Annotated in this window: 20 protein-coding genes and 2 pseudogenes; 6 read left to right on the top strand and 16 right to left on the bottom strand. The window is 70.7% G+C overall.

Features of this window, described 5'->3' with window-relative positions; translation table 11 throughout:
- Nucleotides 1-10: 10 nt before the first annotated feature.
- Genes A6P39_RS35670 through rpsR form a run of 3 tightly spaced genes read left to right on the top strand, consistent with a single transcriptional unit; the run spans nucleotide 11 to nucleotide 1,685 of the window.
- The gene (locus A6P39_RS35670) at nucleotides 11-256 is read left to right on the top strand and encodes a type B 50S ribosomal protein L31 (RefSeq protein ID WP_079133685.1); all 246 of its coding nucleotides are present in this window, start codon (nucleotides 11-13) and stop codon (nucleotides 254-256) included.
- Nucleotides 253-1,422 carry a CobW family GTP-binding protein gene (locus A6P39_RS35675; protein ID WP_067052540.1) on the top strand — a complete coding sequence of 390 codons (1,170 nt, stop codon included), beginning with the start codon at nucleotides 253-255 and terminating at the stop codon, nucleotides 1,420-1,422. The genes A6P39_RS35670 and A6P39_RS35675 overlap by 4 nt, the downstream gene beginning before the upstream one ends.
- Nucleotides 1,423-1,442: 20 nt before the next feature.
- The gene (gene rpsR / locus A6P39_RS35680) at nucleotides 1,443-1,685 is read left to right on the top strand and encodes a 30S ribosomal protein S18 (protein WP_067052542.1); all 243 of its coding nucleotides are present in this window, start codon (nucleotides 1,443-1,445) and stop codon (nucleotides 1,683-1,685) included.
- Nucleotides 1,686-1,841: 156 nt separating this feature from the next.
- Here the strand turns inward: rpsR and A6P39_RS35685 are convergent.
- The 9 genes and pseudogenes from A6P39_RS35685 to A6P39_RS35725 all read right to left on the bottom strand — a co-directional run bounded on the left by A6P39_RS35685 (nucleotide 1,842) and on the right by A6P39_RS35725 (nucleotide 8,831).
- Nucleotides 1,842-2,611: pseudogene (locus A6P39_RS35685) on the bottom strand (GTP-binding protein).
- A gap of 6 nt (nucleotides 2,612-2,617) precedes the next feature.
- Nucleotides 2,618-2,788, bottom strand: coding sequence for a 50S ribosomal protein L32 (rpmF, locus tag A6P39_RS35690; RefSeq protein ID WP_067052544.1), 171 nt, complete (start codon nucleotides 2,786-2,788; stop codon nucleotides 2,618-2,620).
- 153 nt (nucleotides 2,789-2,941) lie between these two features.
- Nucleotides 2,942-3,400, bottom strand: coding sequence for a Fur family transcriptional regulator (locus tag A6P39_RS35695; protein ID WP_067052546.1), 459 nt, complete (start codon nucleotides 3,398-3,400; stop codon nucleotides 2,942-2,944).
- A gap of 12 nt (nucleotides 3,401-3,412) precedes the next feature.
- Nucleotides 3,413-4,291: a metal ABC transporter permease gene (locus tag A6P39_RS35700; protein WP_067052548.1), complete on the bottom strand. Its 879-nt coding sequence runs from the start codon at nucleotides 4,289-4,291 to the stop codon at nucleotides 3,413-3,415.
- The gene (locus A6P39_RS35705) at nucleotides 4,288-5,199 is read right to left on the bottom strand and encodes a metal ABC transporter permease (RefSeq protein WP_067052550.1); all 912 of its coding nucleotides are present in this window, start codon (nucleotides 5,197-5,199) and stop codon (nucleotides 4,288-4,290) included. The genes A6P39_RS35700 and A6P39_RS35705 overlap by 4 nt, the downstream gene beginning before the upstream one ends.
- Entirely contained in the window at nucleotides 5,186-6,124 is a 939-nt protein-coding gene (locus A6P39_RS35710; protein ID WP_067052552.1) for a metal ABC transporter ATP-binding protein, read from the bottom strand. The genes A6P39_RS35705 and A6P39_RS35710 overlap by 14 nt, the downstream gene beginning before the upstream one ends.
- A 9-nt stretch (nucleotides 6,125-6,133) precedes the next feature.
- Complete coding sequence (locus A6P39_RS35715) at nucleotides 6,134-7,111, bottom strand: metal ABC transporter solute-binding protein, Zn/Mn family (protein WP_067052554.1); 978 nt, start codon at nucleotides 7,109-7,111, stop codon at nucleotides 6,134-6,136.
- 313 nt (nucleotides 7,112-7,424) lie between these two features.
- A complete protein-coding gene (locus A6P39_RS35720) occupies nucleotides 7,425-7,817 on the bottom strand; it encodes an SCO5389 family protein (protein WP_067052556.1) in 393 nt (130 codons plus the stop codon).
- A 54-nt stretch (nucleotides 7,818-7,871) separates the two neighbouring features.
- Nucleotides 7,872-8,831, bottom strand: a complete 960-nt coding sequence (locus tag A6P39_RS35725; RefSeq protein ID WP_067052558.1) for an ATP-binding protein — start codon at nucleotides 8,829-8,831, stop codon at nucleotides 7,872-7,874.
- Between the two features lie 257 nt (nucleotides 8,832-9,088).
- Between A6P39_RS35725 and A6P39_RS35730 the strand changes: the two genes are divergently transcribed.
- A complete protein-coding gene (locus A6P39_RS35730; protein ID WP_234379142.1) occupies nucleotides 9,089-9,382 on the top strand; it encodes a hypothetical protein in 294 nt (97 codons plus the stop codon).
- Here A6P39_RS35730 and A6P39_RS35735 read toward each other — a convergent pair.
- The 6 genes from A6P39_RS35735 to A6P39_RS35760 are packed head-to-tail and all read right to left on the bottom strand — an operon-like array spanning nucleotide 9,375 to nucleotide 12,915.
- Nucleotides 9,375-9,743, bottom strand: a complete 369-nt coding sequence (locus tag A6P39_RS35735) for an ArsR/SmtB family transcription factor (protein ID WP_067052562.1) — start codon at nucleotides 9,741-9,743, stop codon at nucleotides 9,375-9,377. The genes A6P39_RS35730 and A6P39_RS35735 overlap by 8 nt on opposite strands.
- Complete coding sequence (locus tag A6P39_RS35740) at nucleotides 9,730-10,131, bottom strand: (2Fe-2S) ferredoxin domain-containing protein (RefSeq protein ID WP_234379143.1); 402 nt, start codon at nucleotides 10,129-10,131, stop codon at nucleotides 9,730-9,732. The genes A6P39_RS35735 and A6P39_RS35740 overlap by 14 nt, the downstream gene beginning before the upstream one ends.
- Nucleotides 10,128-11,174: a WD40 repeat domain-containing protein gene (locus tag A6P39_RS35745; RefSeq protein ID WP_267893370.1), complete on the bottom strand. Its 1,047-nt coding sequence runs from the start codon at nucleotides 11,172-11,174 to the stop codon at nucleotides 10,128-10,130. The genes A6P39_RS35740 and A6P39_RS35745 overlap by 4 nt, the downstream gene beginning before the upstream one ends.
- On the bottom strand, nucleotides 11,171-12,193 hold the full coding sequence (locus A6P39_RS35750; RefSeq protein WP_067052564.1) for a CobW family GTP-binding protein: 1,023 nt from the start codon (nucleotides 12,191-12,193) through the stop codon (nucleotides 11,171-11,173). The genes A6P39_RS35745 and A6P39_RS35750 overlap by 4 nt, the downstream gene beginning before the upstream one ends.
- 9 nt (nucleotides 12,194-12,202) lie before the next feature.
- Nucleotides 12,203-12,412, bottom strand: coding sequence for a hypothetical protein (locus tag A6P39_RS35755; protein WP_234379144.1), 210 nt, complete (start codon nucleotides 12,410-12,412; stop codon nucleotides 12,203-12,205).
- An 8-nt stretch (nucleotides 12,413-12,420) separates the two neighbouring features.
- A complete protein-coding gene (locus tag A6P39_RS35760) occupies nucleotides 12,421-12,915 on the bottom strand; it encodes a Fur family transcriptional regulator (RefSeq protein WP_079133670.1) in 495 nt (164 codons plus the stop codon).
- 256 nt (nucleotides 12,916-13,171) lie between these two features.
- Here A6P39_RS35760 and A6P39_RS35765 point away from each other — a divergent pair, with 256 nt between their 5' ends.
- Nucleotides 13,172-14,041: a trypsin-like serine peptidase gene (locus tag A6P39_RS35765; protein ID WP_067052567.1), complete on the top strand. Its 870-nt coding sequence runs from the start codon at nucleotides 13,172-13,174 to the stop codon at nucleotides 14,039-14,041.
- 330 nt (nucleotides 14,042-14,371) lie between these two features.
- Here A6P39_RS35765 and A6P39_RS35770 read toward each other — a convergent pair whose 3' ends face one another.
- Nucleotides 14,372-14,827: a cyclic nucleotide-binding domain-containing protein gene (locus tag A6P39_RS35770; protein ID WP_067052569.1), complete on the bottom strand. Its 456-nt coding sequence runs from the start codon at nucleotides 14,825-14,827 to the stop codon at nucleotides 14,372-14,374.
- A gap of 493 nt (nucleotides 14,828-15,320) precedes the next feature.
- On the opposite strand from A6P39_RS35770, the pseudogene A6P39_RS35775 reads away from it, so the two are divergent.
- Nucleotides 15,321-15,689, top strand: a pseudogene (locus A6P39_RS35775) (amino acid kinase family protein); the annotation flags it as partial.
- Nucleotides 15,690-15,711 lie beyond the last annotated feature (22 nt).

The raw sequence follows: 15,711 nt of genomic DNA on the forward strand, positions 1-15,711 counted from the left end.
ATAGCCCGGAATCCACCCCGAGTACCGCCCGGTCGTCTTCCGTGACCGCGCCGCCGACTACGCCTTCCTGACCCGGTCCACAGCCACCAGCGACAAGAGCATCGAATGGGAGGACGGCAACACCTACCCGGCCATCGACGTCGAGATCTCCTCGGCGAGCCACCCCTTCTACACCGGCACCCAGCGGGTCCTGGACACCGCGGGGCGGGTCGAGCGCTTCGAGCGGCGCTACGGACATGGACGGAGCAACCAGTGAACAGGGGCGAGGCACGGCTGCCGGTCGCGATCGTCGCCGGGTTGCACGCCGACGCCCGCCGGGCCGCCGTAGAGCAGATCCTGCGTACGGTCCCCGGCTCGGTCGCGCTGCACCACGACCTGACGTCCGCCGTCGACAGCGCGGTGCACCGGACGGTGCGTGACGCCCACGGCCTGCTGGGCAGTGGCGACGCACCCCTGGTGAACGACTGCGCGTGCTGCGCGCTGCGCGAGGACCTCGTCCCCGAACTGCTGCGGCTCGCCCAGGAGGGCAGGTACCGGCTGGCCGTCGTGGAACTGTGGGACTCCGTCGAGCCCCAGGCCATGGCCGCAGTCATCGCCGCCGCGGGCGCACCGCTGGCCCTGACCGGGGTCGCCACCGCGGTCGACCCGGCGCTCGTCCTGCCGTACCTGGCCAACGGCGACGACCTGGCCGACGTCGGCCTCGCCGCCGCGCCGACCGACCAGCGCACGGTGGCCGACACCTTCGCCCGGCAGCTGGAGTACCCCACGGTGATCGCCCTCGGCGACGACGATTCTTGCGACGAGGTCGCCGACGACACCGACCACGCACTGCTCGCCCAGCTCACACCAGGCGCACGAAGCGTACGGGTGGAGAGCGACGGTGCCCTGGGAGCAGCGCTGTTGGCGGGCTTCGATGTGGCAGCGGCCGCCGCCCGTGTGCATCCTGCGTGCGCGCTGCTGCCGCAGTCGTGCGACGAGCACGGTGTGGGCACCTTCGTCTGGCGGCGCGAACGGCCCTTCCATCCGCAGCGCCTGTACGCGGCGCTGGAGGACCTGACCTGCGCCGCCGCGCGCAGCCGGGGGCGGTTCTGGCTGGCGGACCGCCCCGACACACTGCTGTCCTGGGACGCAGCCGGCGGCGCGCTGTGCGTGGAGTCGGCCGGCCCCTGGCTGGCAGCTCTGCCCGATGCCGCCTGGGAGATGGTGCCCGCCGAGCGCCGCCTCGCCGCCTCCGTGGACTGGCACCCGGAACACGGCGACCGCTGCCAGTACCTCACCTTCACCTCGCCCGGCCTGGACCGGGACGGCCTACAGGCCCTGCTCGACTCCTGCCTGCTCACCGACGACGAGTACGCGGCGGGCAGCGACCGCTGGAAGCAACTCCCGCACGCCTTTGACGACTTGCTCGACCCCGTGACCTGAAAGAGAGGACCGACCTCCCCATGACCCGACGCACCAACATCCGGCGTCAGACTGCCAAGCGTCAGCGCACCAACCCGCTGGACGCCGCCGGAATCACCTACGTCGACTACAAGGACACCGACTTGCTGCGCAAGTTCATCTCCGACCGCGGCAAGATCCGCAGTCGCCGGGTGACCCATGTGACGCGTCAGCAGCAGCGGCAGATAGCACAGGCCATCAAGAACGCACGCGAGATGGCGCTCCTGCCCTACAGCTCCCGATAGGGCGATGGCCACGTGGCGGAGGTGGCAGAACCGGCTTCTTCCGCCACGCCCGGTACCGGTAGCGGACCCGGCCGCGGGTGAGGTTATCCGGAACTCTTGGTGTCCATACCGGGCCGGGCGGCGCCGTGGCCGTGTTCGCCGCCCGGCCCGGGGTCCTCAGGGGCTCGCCACGAGTTCGGGATGCTCGTGGTCGCAGGTGTCGTCGATGCCGTAGGTGTCCCAGACGGGGAACGGGTCCGTTGGCGGCAGGCTCTCGCCGCCGGCCATGAGGCAGTCGGTCAGTGCCGCGCGGAGTGCGTCCGCGTTCAGGTGCGTGCCGATGAAGACCAGTTCCTGGCGCTCGGGGCTGTCGGTGTCGCGTGCAGCGGAGGGCTCGAAGCGTGCGACGGAGCCCGCCTGTGACCACAGGCCCGTCACGTGCGGGCGGCTGGCGAGGGTGAAGAAGCCCTTGGAGCGCAGGATCTGTCCGTATGCGCCGCTGTCGAGTTCCTCGGTCACCAACGTCCACAAGTGACCATGGTGTCCAGGCGGGCGAGGTCGCCGAGGGTGGCGCCGTCGTCGCGGGCGAAGGCGAAGGTCGCGGCGACCGGCATGGGTTCGGAGATGCCGGACGACTCGATGAGCAGGTAGTCGAAGCGGCCCTCGCGGGCCAGCCGGTCGACCTCCTGAAGCAGGTCGTCGCGCAGCGTGCAGCAGATGCAGCCGTTGGTCATCTCGACCAGGCGTTCCTCGGTACGCGACAGGGCCGCCTCGCCGCCCCGCACCAGGGCGGCGTCGATGTTGACCTCGCTCATGTCGTTGACGATGACCGCGACGCGTAGTCCCTCGCGGTTGCCGAGGACGTGGTTGAGGAGAGTGGTCTTGCCCGCGCCGAGGAATCCGGACAGGACGGTGACGGGCAGGCGGCTGGCGGGGGCGGACGGCACCAACGCTCAGCCCTCGGGGCGGAGCAGCCCGCGCTCGTACGCCTTCACCAGCCGCTGAGGCACCAGGTATGACACTCCGTCGACGGTGACCGGCACGAGCGCCGGCGTGGTCGCCTTCCACTGGGCGCGGCGGTGGCGGGTGTTGCTACGGGACATCTTCCGCTTGGGAACGGCCATGGGAATCCTCCTGATTGGGTGGCGAGTAAAGGCTACATGAAAATGAACACCATTACGAAGTGGCGTCCATGGTTCATGGCTTTTGAGGCACCCGCCTGTTCCGCCGCCTCGGCCACGCGCTCGACGACCTGCGCACCGCCGTGGTGCCGGGGTTCACCGGGGCTGGTCCGCCGCCTGCAGTCGGCCGCAGTCCGGGCACACCCCGGACAACTCCACCGTGTGCCGGACGTTCGCGAACCCGGAGGTCTGCGCGATGGTGTCGGCCCAGTCCTCCACCGGGCCGGAGTCGACGGGTCGGCTCAGGCCGCATTCGGTGCAGATGAGGTAGTGGCGGTGTTCGGGGCCGGGGCGGTAGCGGAAGAGGCGTTCACCATTGGTGTCGCGGACCATGTCGGCCCGGCCGACTCCGGCCAGGGCGGTCAGCGTGCGGTAGACCGTGGAGAGGCCGACTGACGAGCCGGCGGCGGCGAGTTGGTTGTGGAGGGCTTGGGCGCCGATGAAGCCGTCGGCCCGGATGAGTGCCTCGACCACGGTGGTGCGTTGCTCGGTGAGGCGGCCGATCAGCGTGACGTCGTCCGACGGGGTGGGGGTGCACTTGCGGTCGGGTGCCATCGGTGCCTTCGCTCATGTGCCGGTGGGGACGGCGGTGTGCGGACCGGCCGTACGAGGATCGGAGGCGGGCCGTCGTATCAGGAAGGTGGCGGCGTATACGGCCGTGGCGGCGGTCATGATGGCGAAGCTCGGCGGCATCTTCGGCACCGCGTACGAGGCGAACAACCCCGCCCACATCTCCAGCACCGCAAGGCCGGCGGAGAGGGCGAGCGCACGGTAGGGGCGGTCGGTGAGGCGGATCGCGGCGCCCGCGGGGGCGGCGAGCAGGCCGAGCAGGAGCAGGGAACCGACCGCCTGGGTGGCCTCGGCGGCGCTGATCCCGGCCAGGGCGAGGAAGCCGTACCCGAGGAGGCGGACCGGTACTCCACGGGCTGCGGCCACGGCCTCGTCGAGCGTGGCGAACAGCAGCGGCCGGGCGATGAGGATCACCAGCAGGCCGACCCCGGCTGCCACCAGAGCGGCGACGACCGCGCCGGCGGAGGAGATGCCGAAGATGGAGCCGAACAGCACGCTGACGCCGGCGGTGCCGTTCGTGGTGCTGCGCGAGGTCGTGTAGAGCGTGATGAAGAAGGCGCCCAGGCCCAGGATCCAGGAGAAGACGCTCCCGATGACCACGTCGTCGGGTCGCGCCTTGCGGCCGAGGGTGCCGAAGAGCAGCGCCATGCCGATGGTGGCGGCGAACAGCCCGAGGCGCAGGTCGATGCCGAAGGCGAGGGCGGCCATCGCACCGGTGAAGGCGACATGGCTGAGCGCGTCGCCGGTGAAGACCTGGGCCCGCAGCACCAGGAAGTAGCCGACCAGTCCGCAGGCCGCGGCGATGGCGGTACCGGCGAGGAAGGCGTGCAGGAAGAACGGGTGGGACAGCGGGGAGGCGGCGAGCAGGACGCTCATGCGAGCACCTCCTTGGCGGTGGGCGTGGCCCCGGCCCCGGCGCGGCTGAATACCTCGCGCAGCGATCGTCGGCCCAGCGCGAGCAGGTATCCGGCGAAGGCGATGGTCGTCACGAAGAAGCCCAAGGGGTAGGGCGAGTAGTAGGCGGCGGTCAGTCCCAGCCAGGTGGCGGCGAAGGCCAGCAGGACGGCCAGCGCGAGGCTCAACGCCGGGCGGGCGGTGAGGACTTGCGCGGTGGCGGCCGGGATCACCATGAGGGCGAAGACCAGGAGGGTTCCGGTGATCTGACTCGCCTCGGCGGTGGCCGCGCCGAGCAGGACGAGGAAGACCACCGACAGGGCGCGGACCGGCACTCCGCGACCGGCGGCGACCTGAGGGTCGACGGACGCGAACAGCAGCGGCCGTCCGATGAGCGCCAGCACCGCGAGCACCACCGCGCCGACCACCGTCAGCACGGTCACCTCGGAGGAGGTGATCCCCAGGAAGGTGCCGAAGAGGATGGTCTGCGGCCCCTCCAGCAGCCCTCTGTACAGGGCGGTGAACAGGAACCCGGACGCGAGCAGGAACGCCTGCACGGTCCCGGTCAGCGCCGACTCCTCGTGCTCACCGCCACCGCGCAGGGCGGCGATGACCAGCGCGGCGGCCACGCACAGCGTGAAGTACCCGTAGACCGCGCTGAACCCGAGCAGCAGCGCCCCGGCGGCGCCGGGGAAGGCGACGGTGGAGACGGTGTGCGCGGCGAACGTCTGCCGCCGCAGCACCACGAACCACCCCACGACCGCCGAGACCACGGCCACGACCGCGCCGGCGCGGAACGCGTTGACCATGAAGGGGTAGGACCACATGTCCTGGAAGTCGGCCAGGAGGTTCCACGACCAGGTTGGTGCCCCTGTCTCAGCCAGCAGCATGACCGCTCCCCGGGGTGTCGTGCCGGTCGGTGTGCACCGCGGGCGCCTCCGGCTGTCCTACGACGACCAGCCGGCCGTCCGAGGTCCGCAGTACCTCGACCGGTGTGCCGTAGAGCCGGGTCAGCGTCTCGGAGGTGATGACCTCGGCCGGTGTGCCTGCGGCGGCGCCGCCCTCGGCCAGGTACACCACCCGGTTCAGGTGGTGGAGTATCGGGTTCACGTCGTGGGCGACCATGACCACCGAGACACCCTCCTGGTGGCAGATGCGCCCGATGAGTGCTGCGACGGCACTCTGGTTGGGCAGATCGAGGCTGTCCAACGGCTCGTCGAGCAGCAGCAGTTCGGGGCGGCGGACCAATGCCTGGGCGATCAGCAGCCGCTGCTGCTCACCGCCGGAACACTGCCCGATCGGCCGGTGCGCGTACGCCGAGGCTCCGACCAGTTCGATCACCTCGTCCACCCGCGCGCGGGCGGCCCGCCGACGCCCACTCGGGAGGGGCAGCGGCACCCCCCACCGGTCACCGTCCAGGCCCATGCGCACCACGTCCACGCCGCGGATCCGCAGATTGGCGTCGAAGCTGCGGCGCTGCGGCAGATAGCCGATGCGCTCGCTGGCCTGCCCGGGCCGGGCGCCGAGCACCTGAACCTCACCGGCCGCCGCGGGCAGCGCGCCCAGCAGGACCTTGATCATGGTGGACTTGCCGACGCCGTTGGGGCCGAGCACGGCGGTGAATTCGCCGGTCCCGATGCGAAGGTCCACCCCCGACCACAACGTCCGGCCGCCGACCCGCACGGCGGCCCCGCGCAGGGCGACCACCGGGCCGCTTCCCTCTCCCTCGACCGCCTCGTGACCGCCGCTGCGCTGGGTGGGCGCAGTGGGCACCGCGTGTGTGACGGCCTCGCGGGCCTTCGCTATCGGGTTCATGGCTTCAGTTCACTTCCCGGTGGCCTTGGCCAGGGCCTGCTCGATGCCCTGCAGTTCGGTGGTCTGCCACTGCTGGAAGGAGGCCCCAGCGGGGGCGAGGGTCTCGGTCACCGTGGCGACCGGGATGCCCTGGGCCTTGGCCTCCTTGACCTGCGCCTGCACGTCCGGCGTGGAGTTCTGGGAGTTGTAGACGTAGATCTTGATCTTCTTGTTCTTGATCTGCTGGTCGATGGTGGCCTTGTCCTTGGCCGTGGGGTCGGAGCCCTCGCTCATCGCGTCCAGGAACGTCTCCGGGGTGAGCATCTTCAGCCCGAGGCCCTCGGCGAGCGGCGTGACGATGGACTCGGAGGCACCGATCGGCGTGCCCGCGTACTTCGCCTCGATGTCGGCGATGAGCTTGTTGTAGCCGGCGAGCGTCTTCGTCTCGAAGGTCTTCTTCTGCTGGTCGAAGTAGGCCGCGTCGGCCGGGTCGATCTTCTTGTAGTCGGCGGTGATCTTCTCGATGACCTGGTGGACGTTGTCCGGGGAGTACCAGCGGTGCGGGTTGCCGCCCGGCTTGATGCCGACCAGGTCGCCGACCTTGAGCTGGGTGCGTCCGCTGCCGGGGTTGGCGGCCAGCAGCTTGTCGGCCCAGGCGTCGTAGCCGATGCCGTTGACGATCGTGTACTGGGCGCCGGCCACGGTGCGGGCGTCGGCGGCGGTCGGCTCGTAGTCGTGGGGGTCGGTGGCCGGGTTGTTGATGATGCTGGCCACCTTCACGTGGCTGCCGCCGAGTTGGGAGGCGATGCTGCCCCAGAAGTTCTCCGCCGCAACCACCTGGATCGTCTTGCCCGAGCCGCTGCCGCTTCCGGTAGCGGCGGTGTTGCTGGTGTGCGAGGAGGAGGTCGAGCAGGCGGTCGCCGTCGCGGCCGTCAGGGCGGCCGTCGCGGTGACCAGTGCGATCCTCGCGGTCGGGCGGGCGGAACGGGAGGCGGGGGCGGTGGACATGCGGGAACTCCTTCGGGCGATACCGGGCGCGCTACGGACACGCGCCGGCTGCGGGGCGACACCTTCGACTCTAGATGGAAATGATTTTCAGATCAATGTCAGATGAAAACCGTTGCCATCTTTTGACCGGGCGTACGACTGCTCCGAGGGCTGCGCAGGTAGGGGGTGGGGCGGATGTCGTCGGCACAAGCCTCGGCGGCCGTCGCTCACGAGAACCGGTTGTCCTGGTGGGCGACGGCCGCCAAGGGGTGAAGCGGCCGGCCTGATTACCGAACGCCGGTTCCGGCAGTCGGCGGTCGCGAGCGGCAGTGGTTCAGCAGTCGCGGAACTCCGGCGACTGGTTGAGGATCTGCGCCCGGAGCGAGGTGAAGCGGGTGTGGGTGTCGCCGCCGCGCGCCTCGGGGTGGAAGGCGGCGACGCGGTGGCAGTTCTGGAAGGCGAGGGCGATGCCGAAGTGGCGTTCCAGGCTGCCCCGGATGGCGTCGCTGGACAGGGCGCGCAGGAGTTGGCCGCGCTCCTTCTCGGAGGGCGGCGGGGTCTGGTTGTCGGTGAACTCCGCGGTGCCGGAGCGCAGTTCCTCCGCGAGGCGGGCGATGAGGTCGTAGGCGTACGGCAGGGAGGTGCGCACCGTTTCCACGAAGTCCTGCTCCCGTACCTCGCCGTTCTCGGCTTCGGCGAGCAGCTGCGGGGAGACGTCGAGTGACATGAAGGGCTGTCCTGTTCTCTTGCTCTCTGAGGCTCTGGTCTTGGGGAGTGGGGGTCAGGCGAAGGCGGTCAGTGATGCGGGGCCGTGCCGGAAGTCGGGATCGACCTGAGTGGCGAGGTCCTGGCCGGTGGCCTCGTTGGCCCAGGCGGCGGCGTTGCGCAGGTGGAAGTCCACGGCGTGCTTCTGGAAGGCCACCCAGTCCTTGGGGCGGGCGTCCACGGCCGCGCGCAGCAGGTTCAGGGTGTGAGTGTTGCGCGTCTCCAACTCGCCGTGGTCGCGGCCCTGTTCCTGCGCGCGCACGTAGGAGGACTGCTCGCAGTGCGCGAGCAGATCGTCGCCGACGTGCTCCTTGAGGAAGAGCAGGTCGTCCTCGCCGGTGACCTTGTTGCCGACGACGGCGATCGGGATGCCGAACTCGGCCGCGTGATCGCGGTACTGGCGGTACACCGAGACGCTCTTGCGGGTCGGCTCGACGACCAGGAACGTCATGTCGAAGCGGGTGAACAGGCCGGAGGCGAAGGCGTCGGCGCCGGCGGTCATGTCGACGACGACGTACTCGCCGGGGCCGTCCACGAGGTGGTTGAGGTACAGCTCGACCGCGCCGAGCTTGGAGTGGTAGCAGGCCACGCCGAGGTCGCTCTCGTCGAAGGTGCCGGTGACCATGAGCGGTACGCCGCCGACCTCCTGGACGTGGGGGCCGTGGATCTCGTCGTCGCCCAGCAGCCGCAGCAGCCGGGAGCCGCGTCCGGGCGGGGTTGTCTTGACCATGGCGTCGCGGGACGGGATCCGCGGATTGGTGCCCCGCAGGTAGTCCTTGATCTCGCCGGTGCGCGCGCTGAGCGGCGGGGCGGCGAAGAACTCGTCCTCGTCGAGACCCAGGGCGTGGGCCAGGTGCTGGTTGATGTCGCCGTCGATCGCGACGACCGGCGCCCCCGAGTGCGCCAGGTGACGGGAGAAGAGGGCCGACAGGGTCGTCTTGCCGCTGCTGCCCTTGCCGACGAAGGCAACACGCATGGCTAACCGCCACCCTCCCTATTGAAAATGGATGTCATGAGCATAGGCTGGTGGTGCGGCGAGGTGCTGTCAAATCGTCCGGCCTCAACTTGCTGTCGGCCAAGGCGGGTTGGAGTTTCCCTGGCGGCGAACAGAGGGATCCCTTTCACTCATACGGAGGAGACACGGAGATGAGCGATAGCGCAGGCGGCCGTCGGAGTCGCCCTTTCACCCTCGTGGTCTGCGGCTCATGCCGTGCCGCCGCGAGAGGGCGGGCGATGGACGAGCTGCGCCGTGCGGTCCAGCAGTGCCCCCACGGGGTGATGGTCTCCACCGGTTGCCTCGGGAAGGTGCTTCACTGCCGCAGGGGCCGCGGGCTCTACGCCGCCGTGCAGCCGTGCGTGGTCGACCGCACTCCCGCTGGGATCGTCGTACGCCTCGGTCCGCTGGTGACAGAAGCCGACGCCGAGGTGATCGGGGCGTGGCTGCGGGCCGGGATGCCCGACGACGGCACGCTGCCCGACCGGCTCCGCGCGGCCCCCGCGCCCCAACAGGTCGCCCACCTCAACTGACGGGCTGGTCGCGCACACCGAGTCGGAGGTGCTCGATGTGGTGGACGGCCTGGTCGAGGAGTCGGGCGACGTGGTCGTCGTAGAGGCTGTAGACGATGCGGCGGCCGTCGCGGCGGCCGGTGACCAGACCGAGGGCGCGCAGCAGGCGGAGTTGGTGGGAGACGGCGGACTGTTCCATGCCGACGGCGGCGGCGAGTTCGCCTACCGGGTAGGGCCGTTGCCGCAGGGTGGTGAGGATCAGCAAGCGGGACGGCGTGGCCAGGGCCTGGAGCGTGGTGGCGACGGAGGCGGCGGTGGCTTCGTCGAGCCGGGCGGCCGCGAGGACGTCGCGGCCGCCCGCGTCGAGGTCATCGGCGTGCACGGGCGCGGGCCTCGTGCGGTGGGCGGATGAACTGGAGGGCCAGGGCGGCGGGCGGCTCGGCGATGCCGGGTCCGCCTTGGGCTGCCCAGCGCAGCAGGTCGTCGGTGCTGTCGTCGTCCATGGCGAAGCCGACCCAGACGGCGCGGCCTCCGGCCCGGCGCCCGGCGGTGGAGGGCTGGACGACGATGACGTTGGCCTGGTCGCAGGGGCCGAGGCAGTCCGTCGTACGGACCTGGAAGCCGTACTGAGCCGCGCCGGCGCGCAGGCGTTCCAGTTGCCAGGCGTGGTCGGTGCCGGGGTGCTTGCGGGGGTTGCCGCAGCAGCAGCCCCGGCACACGACGAGCGTGCAGGGGCGGGGAGCGGCCGCCCGGATCACAGACCGGTTCACAGCGCGGTCCGGGACGGCACGCCGTACGTCTGGATCCGGCCGTCCCGCCAGGCGACGGCCAGCAGGTGAGGGCCTGCCCAGGCCAGCGCCCCGACCGCCGCACCGGTGCCGTCCAGTTCGCGCGCCGGGCGCAGGCGTGCCTGCGGCCGCCCGGCCGTGGCGTGCCACAGGGCTACGGTGCCGTCGGCGCCGCCGCTGGCCAGATGCCCGGCCGCCCCCGGCCGCCAGGCGAGCGCGGTGACCGTCTCGTGGCAGCGCAGGGAGCGCGGTGCCGTGCCCTCCGGGCCCTTGCCGGAGAAGTCCCAGACGGTCACGTCGGGTGCGCCGTCGGCGGCCAGCCAGAAGCCGGTGTCGTCGAAGGCGAGGCGGGAGACCTTCTCCGGGTAGCCGGACATGGTGAGTTCGCCGCCGTCGCGGGCGGGGGAGGCTTGGGCAACGTGGATGGAGGCGTCCTGGTTGCCGCTGCAGATCCACCTCCCCGTGGGTGCGACGGCGAGTGCGAGGTGGGAACCGACGTAGGGGTAGGTGGCGACCGGCTTCTCGGTGTGCCGTTCGTGGCAGCGCACCGCCCCGTACGCGGCCACGGCCAGGCGCCGTCCCTGCCGCATCCAGGCGAGGTCGGTGACGGTGGACGCGGCGGGCTCCGTGCGCCACAACTCGTCGCCGTCCGTGTCGAGTACGAGCGCGCGGCGGCCGGAGGCGACCGCGACCCGTGTGCCGTCGGCCCAGGCGGCCGCGGCCGACCAGGCACCGGACTCCCGCACCGTCGTACGCCCGTCGGAGCGGTGCCACAGTGCGTATCCCAGGGGGCCGGTCGCCATCACGTGGCCGGCATCCGGGGAGAGCGCGACCGCGAGGGCGCCTCCGGGAAGCTCGAACGCCCCGATCTCGGCGCCCATCGCCGCGTCGAGGACCTTCACGGTCCCCTCGGCCCCGGCGACGGCGACCAGATCACCTCGCGCACTCAGCGCGACGGGTGCGTCGTCGACGCGGGCCTCCCAGGCGAGCGGGGACTCCATCGTCGTGCTCACCGTCGTACTCACGCGGCCGCTCCCGCCGTGGCCAGGCAGTCGGCGAAGCCGCGTTCGAGGGCCTCGCGGTCGAGGTTGCGGCCGATGAACACCAGCTTGTTCGTGCGGGTTTCGCCGTCGCGCCAGTCGCGTCCGAAGGTGCCGTCCAGCAGCATGTGGACGCCCTGGAAGACGTACTGCTTGGGCGCACCGGCGATGGCGAGGATGCCCTTGGAGCGGAAGAGGTCGACGCCCTTGGTGCGCAGCAACTGGCCGAGCCAGGCGTTGAGCCGGTCCTCGTCCAGCTCGCCCGCCAGCTCGATGCCGACCGAGGTGACGGTGGTGTCGTGCTGGTGCTCGGTCTCGGTGAGGAAGGCGGGGTCGTCGGCGAGCACCCGCTCCAGGTCGAACGCGCCCACATCCAGGACTTCGTGCAGATTGATGCGGGCGTGCTGTGCGGGGATGATCCGCACCCCGCCGTTGACGGCCCGGATGCGGCGCACGACCTGTCCGATGGTCTCCTCGTCGGCCAGGTCGGTCTTGTTGAGGACGACCCGGTCGGCGAAGGCGATCTGCTCGACGGCCTCGTTCTCCACGCCCTCCGGCTTGATCTCGTCCAGGTGCTGGAGCACGTGTGCGGCGTCTACGAGCGTGACGATGGCGTCCAGCCGCAGCTGGGCGGCGATCTCGTCGTCCATGAAGAAGGTCTGCGCGACGGGCGCGGGGTCGGCCAGTCCGGTGGTCTCGATGAGGATGTGGTCGAACTTCTCGCGGCGCCGCATCAGCGCACCCAGGATGCGGATCAGATCTCCGCGCACGGTGCAGCAGATGCAGCCGTTGTTCATCTCGAAGATCTCTTCCTCGGCGTCGAGGACGAGCGCGTCGTCGATGCCGACCTCGCCGAACTCGTTCTCGATGACGGCGATCCTCATGCCGTGGTGCTCGGTGAGGATGCGGTTGAGGAGGGTGGTCTTGCCGGAGCCGAGAAAGCCGGTCAGGACGGTGACGGGAACCCTTTCGTCGCGCGGCTCTTCGGTTACGGGGGTGGTCAAGTCGTTCTCCTAGTCGTGCTGTTCAGCGGCGAGGAGGGCGGCCCGTAGGTCGTCCTCGGTGATCTGGTCGGCGGGGCGGTGCAGCGTCCAGCGGCGGGCGTCGCCCTCCATCGGCAGCACGACGACGACCGTCTCCAACGGCGGGCAGCCCGGTTCGGTGCAGGCGAGCTGGCGGATCAGGACGGCGGTGTCGTCGTCGAGACCGAGCAGGGCGCGCACGGTCTCCTTCAGCTCGCGCAGCTGCGGACTGGGTCCCGGAGGCCCGGGCCGCGAACCCAGTGGCATGGCTGTTCCTCTCCTCCCTCTGCGTCCCCGGACGGCCGGCCTCCGCCGGTGCGGGGCAGACACTCGGCGCAGACGCCGGTGAGTTCGACGGTGTGCTCCACGGCGGTGAAGCCGGTCGCGGCGGCGATCCGGCCCGCCCACTCCTCGACGACCTCGGAGTCCACCGGCCGGCTGCGGCCGCAGCCGCGGCACATCAGGTAGTGGCGGTGCCCGTCGGCCGGGCGCAGCCGGTAGAGCCGCCCGCCGGTCTCGTCGCGTACGACGTCCACACCGCCGTCCGCCTCCAGCTCGCGCAGGGCGCGGTAGACGGTGGTCAGGCCGATCGTGTGCTCGCCGGCCACCAGAAGGGCGTACAGCTCCTGGGCCGACACGAAGTCCTGGCAGGCCGCGAGTACCCGCGTCACCGCCTTGCGTTGTCGGGTCGTCCGGCCGCCCATGGCGCATCACCCCCTGTGGCTCGTGCCGGGTCGGCACGCTCCACCGTAGATGGAAATGAAATCCATGTCCATATGAATGACCGGTCATGTGCGGCTTGATTGGCGACGGCCTGGTTCAGCAGTGCTGCCGGGGCCATCGGACAGCAGGTCCTTGCGGGTGTGGGCTGTCAGGCCGGTGCCTTCGGGACGGTGGGATGTGACGGGAACCTCCCCGTGGAGCACCTCCCGGACTCCGACCCGCGTCGATAATGACCTTGTGCGCTCGCTAGCCAGGAATGCCGTCCTGCTCCTGACGCTGGTCATCGTCGGGACAGCCGCAGTGGTGGGCGACGCCGCCTGGGAAACTCATACGGCCACAAGCAGCGGGCGCGGCGGTTTCGGCAAGTCCGGCGAGCGGGGCCAGTCCCCGCAGGACCAGGACCAGGTCCTCTCCGCGACGGCCCCGGCCAAGGACGGCACCGCGTACACCCCTCGCAGGACCGAGGAGAACGCCCGGATCGGCGCGGTCTTCGAAAAGGACGACCAGGGCGCCCACTTCTGCACGGCGAGCGTGGTGCAGAGTCCGGGCCGGAACATGCTGATCACCGCGGCCCACTGCGCCTTCGACGCCGACGCCGGACAGCCACTGAACGACCTGGTCTTCGCCCCCGGCTACCGCAACGGCGACGAACCCACCGGCCTGTGGAAGGTCAGCAAGGTGGTCGTCGACGATCGCTGGGCCAAGTCGCAGGACGAGGACCTCGACGTCGCCTTCCTCATCCTCGACCAAAAGGACGGCAAGAACATCCAGGACGTCCTGGGCGGCAACACCCTCGGCATGAACCGCGGCTTCGACAACAAGGTCAAGATCACCGGCTACCCCGCCAGCCGGGACACCCCGATCTCATGCCAGAACCGCACCACGAAGTTCAACGACACCCAGCTGCGCATCCAGTGCACCGATCTCGAGGACGGGACCAGCGGCAGCCCCTGGCTCGCCCACTACGACCCCAAGAGCCACACCGGCACCGTCATCGGCGTCCTGGGCGGCCACGAGGGCGGCGGCGACCAGGACGATGTCTCTTACGCCGCGTACTTTGACGACGACATCGCCAAGCTCTACCGACGCGCCCAGGACGAGGACTGAGCCCAGTTCATCCGCACCCAGCTCACGGCGAAAGGGCCAGGACCGACAGCGGCAGGAAGGGCACTGAACCTGGGCAGAGCGGACCGGCCCAGCGGGCGGCGGCACCGCGGTGACCCTGTGGACGCCCGCGATGGAAGGCCAGCACCGCCCGTGGTGATCCCGCTGTTCTGAGGAGTCGGGCGGTCATGCCGGGGACAGGTTTTCGTCGCCGAGCTGCACGAGCTCCTTGAAGGCGGCCCGTCGGCCCACGGCGGCGACCGTGTGGGACAGGACGTCGCTGACGATGTGCGGGGTGCCGTACACGGTGACTCCTTCGTCGGGCCGGCTCTCTCACACGGCGCTTGCGGCGCCGTTGGGGGCGTAGAGGTCCAGCAGCCGGGTCCTGGTGGAGCGCAGGCGGTGGGCCAGTACGTCGCCGGCCCACTGGGTGACGGCCTGGCCGAGTGCCGGGTCGTCCTGGCAGAGGGAGCGGACGGCCGTGGCGTCGAACTCGTAGGCGCGTACCGGTGTCGCAGCTGTGGCGCCCAGATGCCACACGTGCGGCGCGAACAGCCAGGACACGCCGACGAGTTCGTTGTGGCCCAGGGTCTCGATGACGGCACGGCGCCGGCCGGGGACGTGTGTGTCGAGTTCGATGGAGCCGGTGCGGATGATCCAGAAGCGGTCCGCGCGTGCACCTTCGTTGAACAGGCGCGTCCCCTGCGGGAAGGACACCTCCCGGGCGAGACGCATGAGCCGTTGCCGGTGCTGGATGGGCAGGATGCGCAGCATGCTCGGGGTGTTCATGGCCGGCCTCCCGGTCAGGGTGTACGGACTGATACCTCAAGGGTGTGGCGCCGACTCGGCTCATGCGAGGGGCCATTGGGGCCGGAGCAGGGCCATCCGGCCCCGGGCAGAGGGCAGCGAAGACGGCCGCCGCCCCCGTGTCAGGGAGGGGCGGCGGCCATGGCGCGAGGATCGTGCCTCCCCAACACGAGACTCGCGCGGAAGCCCTCGCGGCTCCTGGGGTCTACGGGAGAACCGCCCCATCTCGAACGAGCCGTAAGGACATGGCACCGTCGGCCGGCCGGCACCGTGTCGCGAGCCCGGCCGTAGCTCCTGCCCTCGATTGTCGAGTTCGGCCCGGTGCCGACGATGGGCTGGGCGGGCCATGCCGTGGACCGAACGGCCCATGTCCTGCGGCCAGGAGCACCGGCAAGCAGACGAGTTGGGCTGGCCAGGCCTATGACAGCGGGACCATCGGGGTCGCGCGTGGGCCGTGTGGCCGCTGACTGTGTGCGGCGGATGGGTCACCGCCGACCGCGACACCGGCGCACTGACGGGCGTGGAGGCCGTCATCGACAAGGACCTCACCGCGGCTCTGCTCGCCGAGGACCTCAAGGCCGACTTCCTGCTCATCCTCACCGACGTCCCCTACGTCTACGAGAGTTACGGCAACCCCGGCCAGCGCCCTGTGCTCGACGCCACTCCCCGGGACCTGCGGCACGGAGGTTTCCCGGCCGGCTCCATGCGCCCCAAGACCGAGGCGGCTGCCCGCTTCGTCGAGCACACCGGCGGCCTGGCCGCGATCGGCGCCCTGGACGCGGCCTACGAGATCGTCCACGGCAGGTCGGGCACGCTCATCCGGCCGGACCTCACGGTGGGGTGACACAGCTGGGCGGCACCGCTCC

The organism is Streptomyces sp. FXJ1.172 (assembly GCF_001636945.3).
GTDB lineage: Bacteria > Actinomycetota > Actinomycetes > Streptomycetales > Streptomycetaceae > Streptomyces.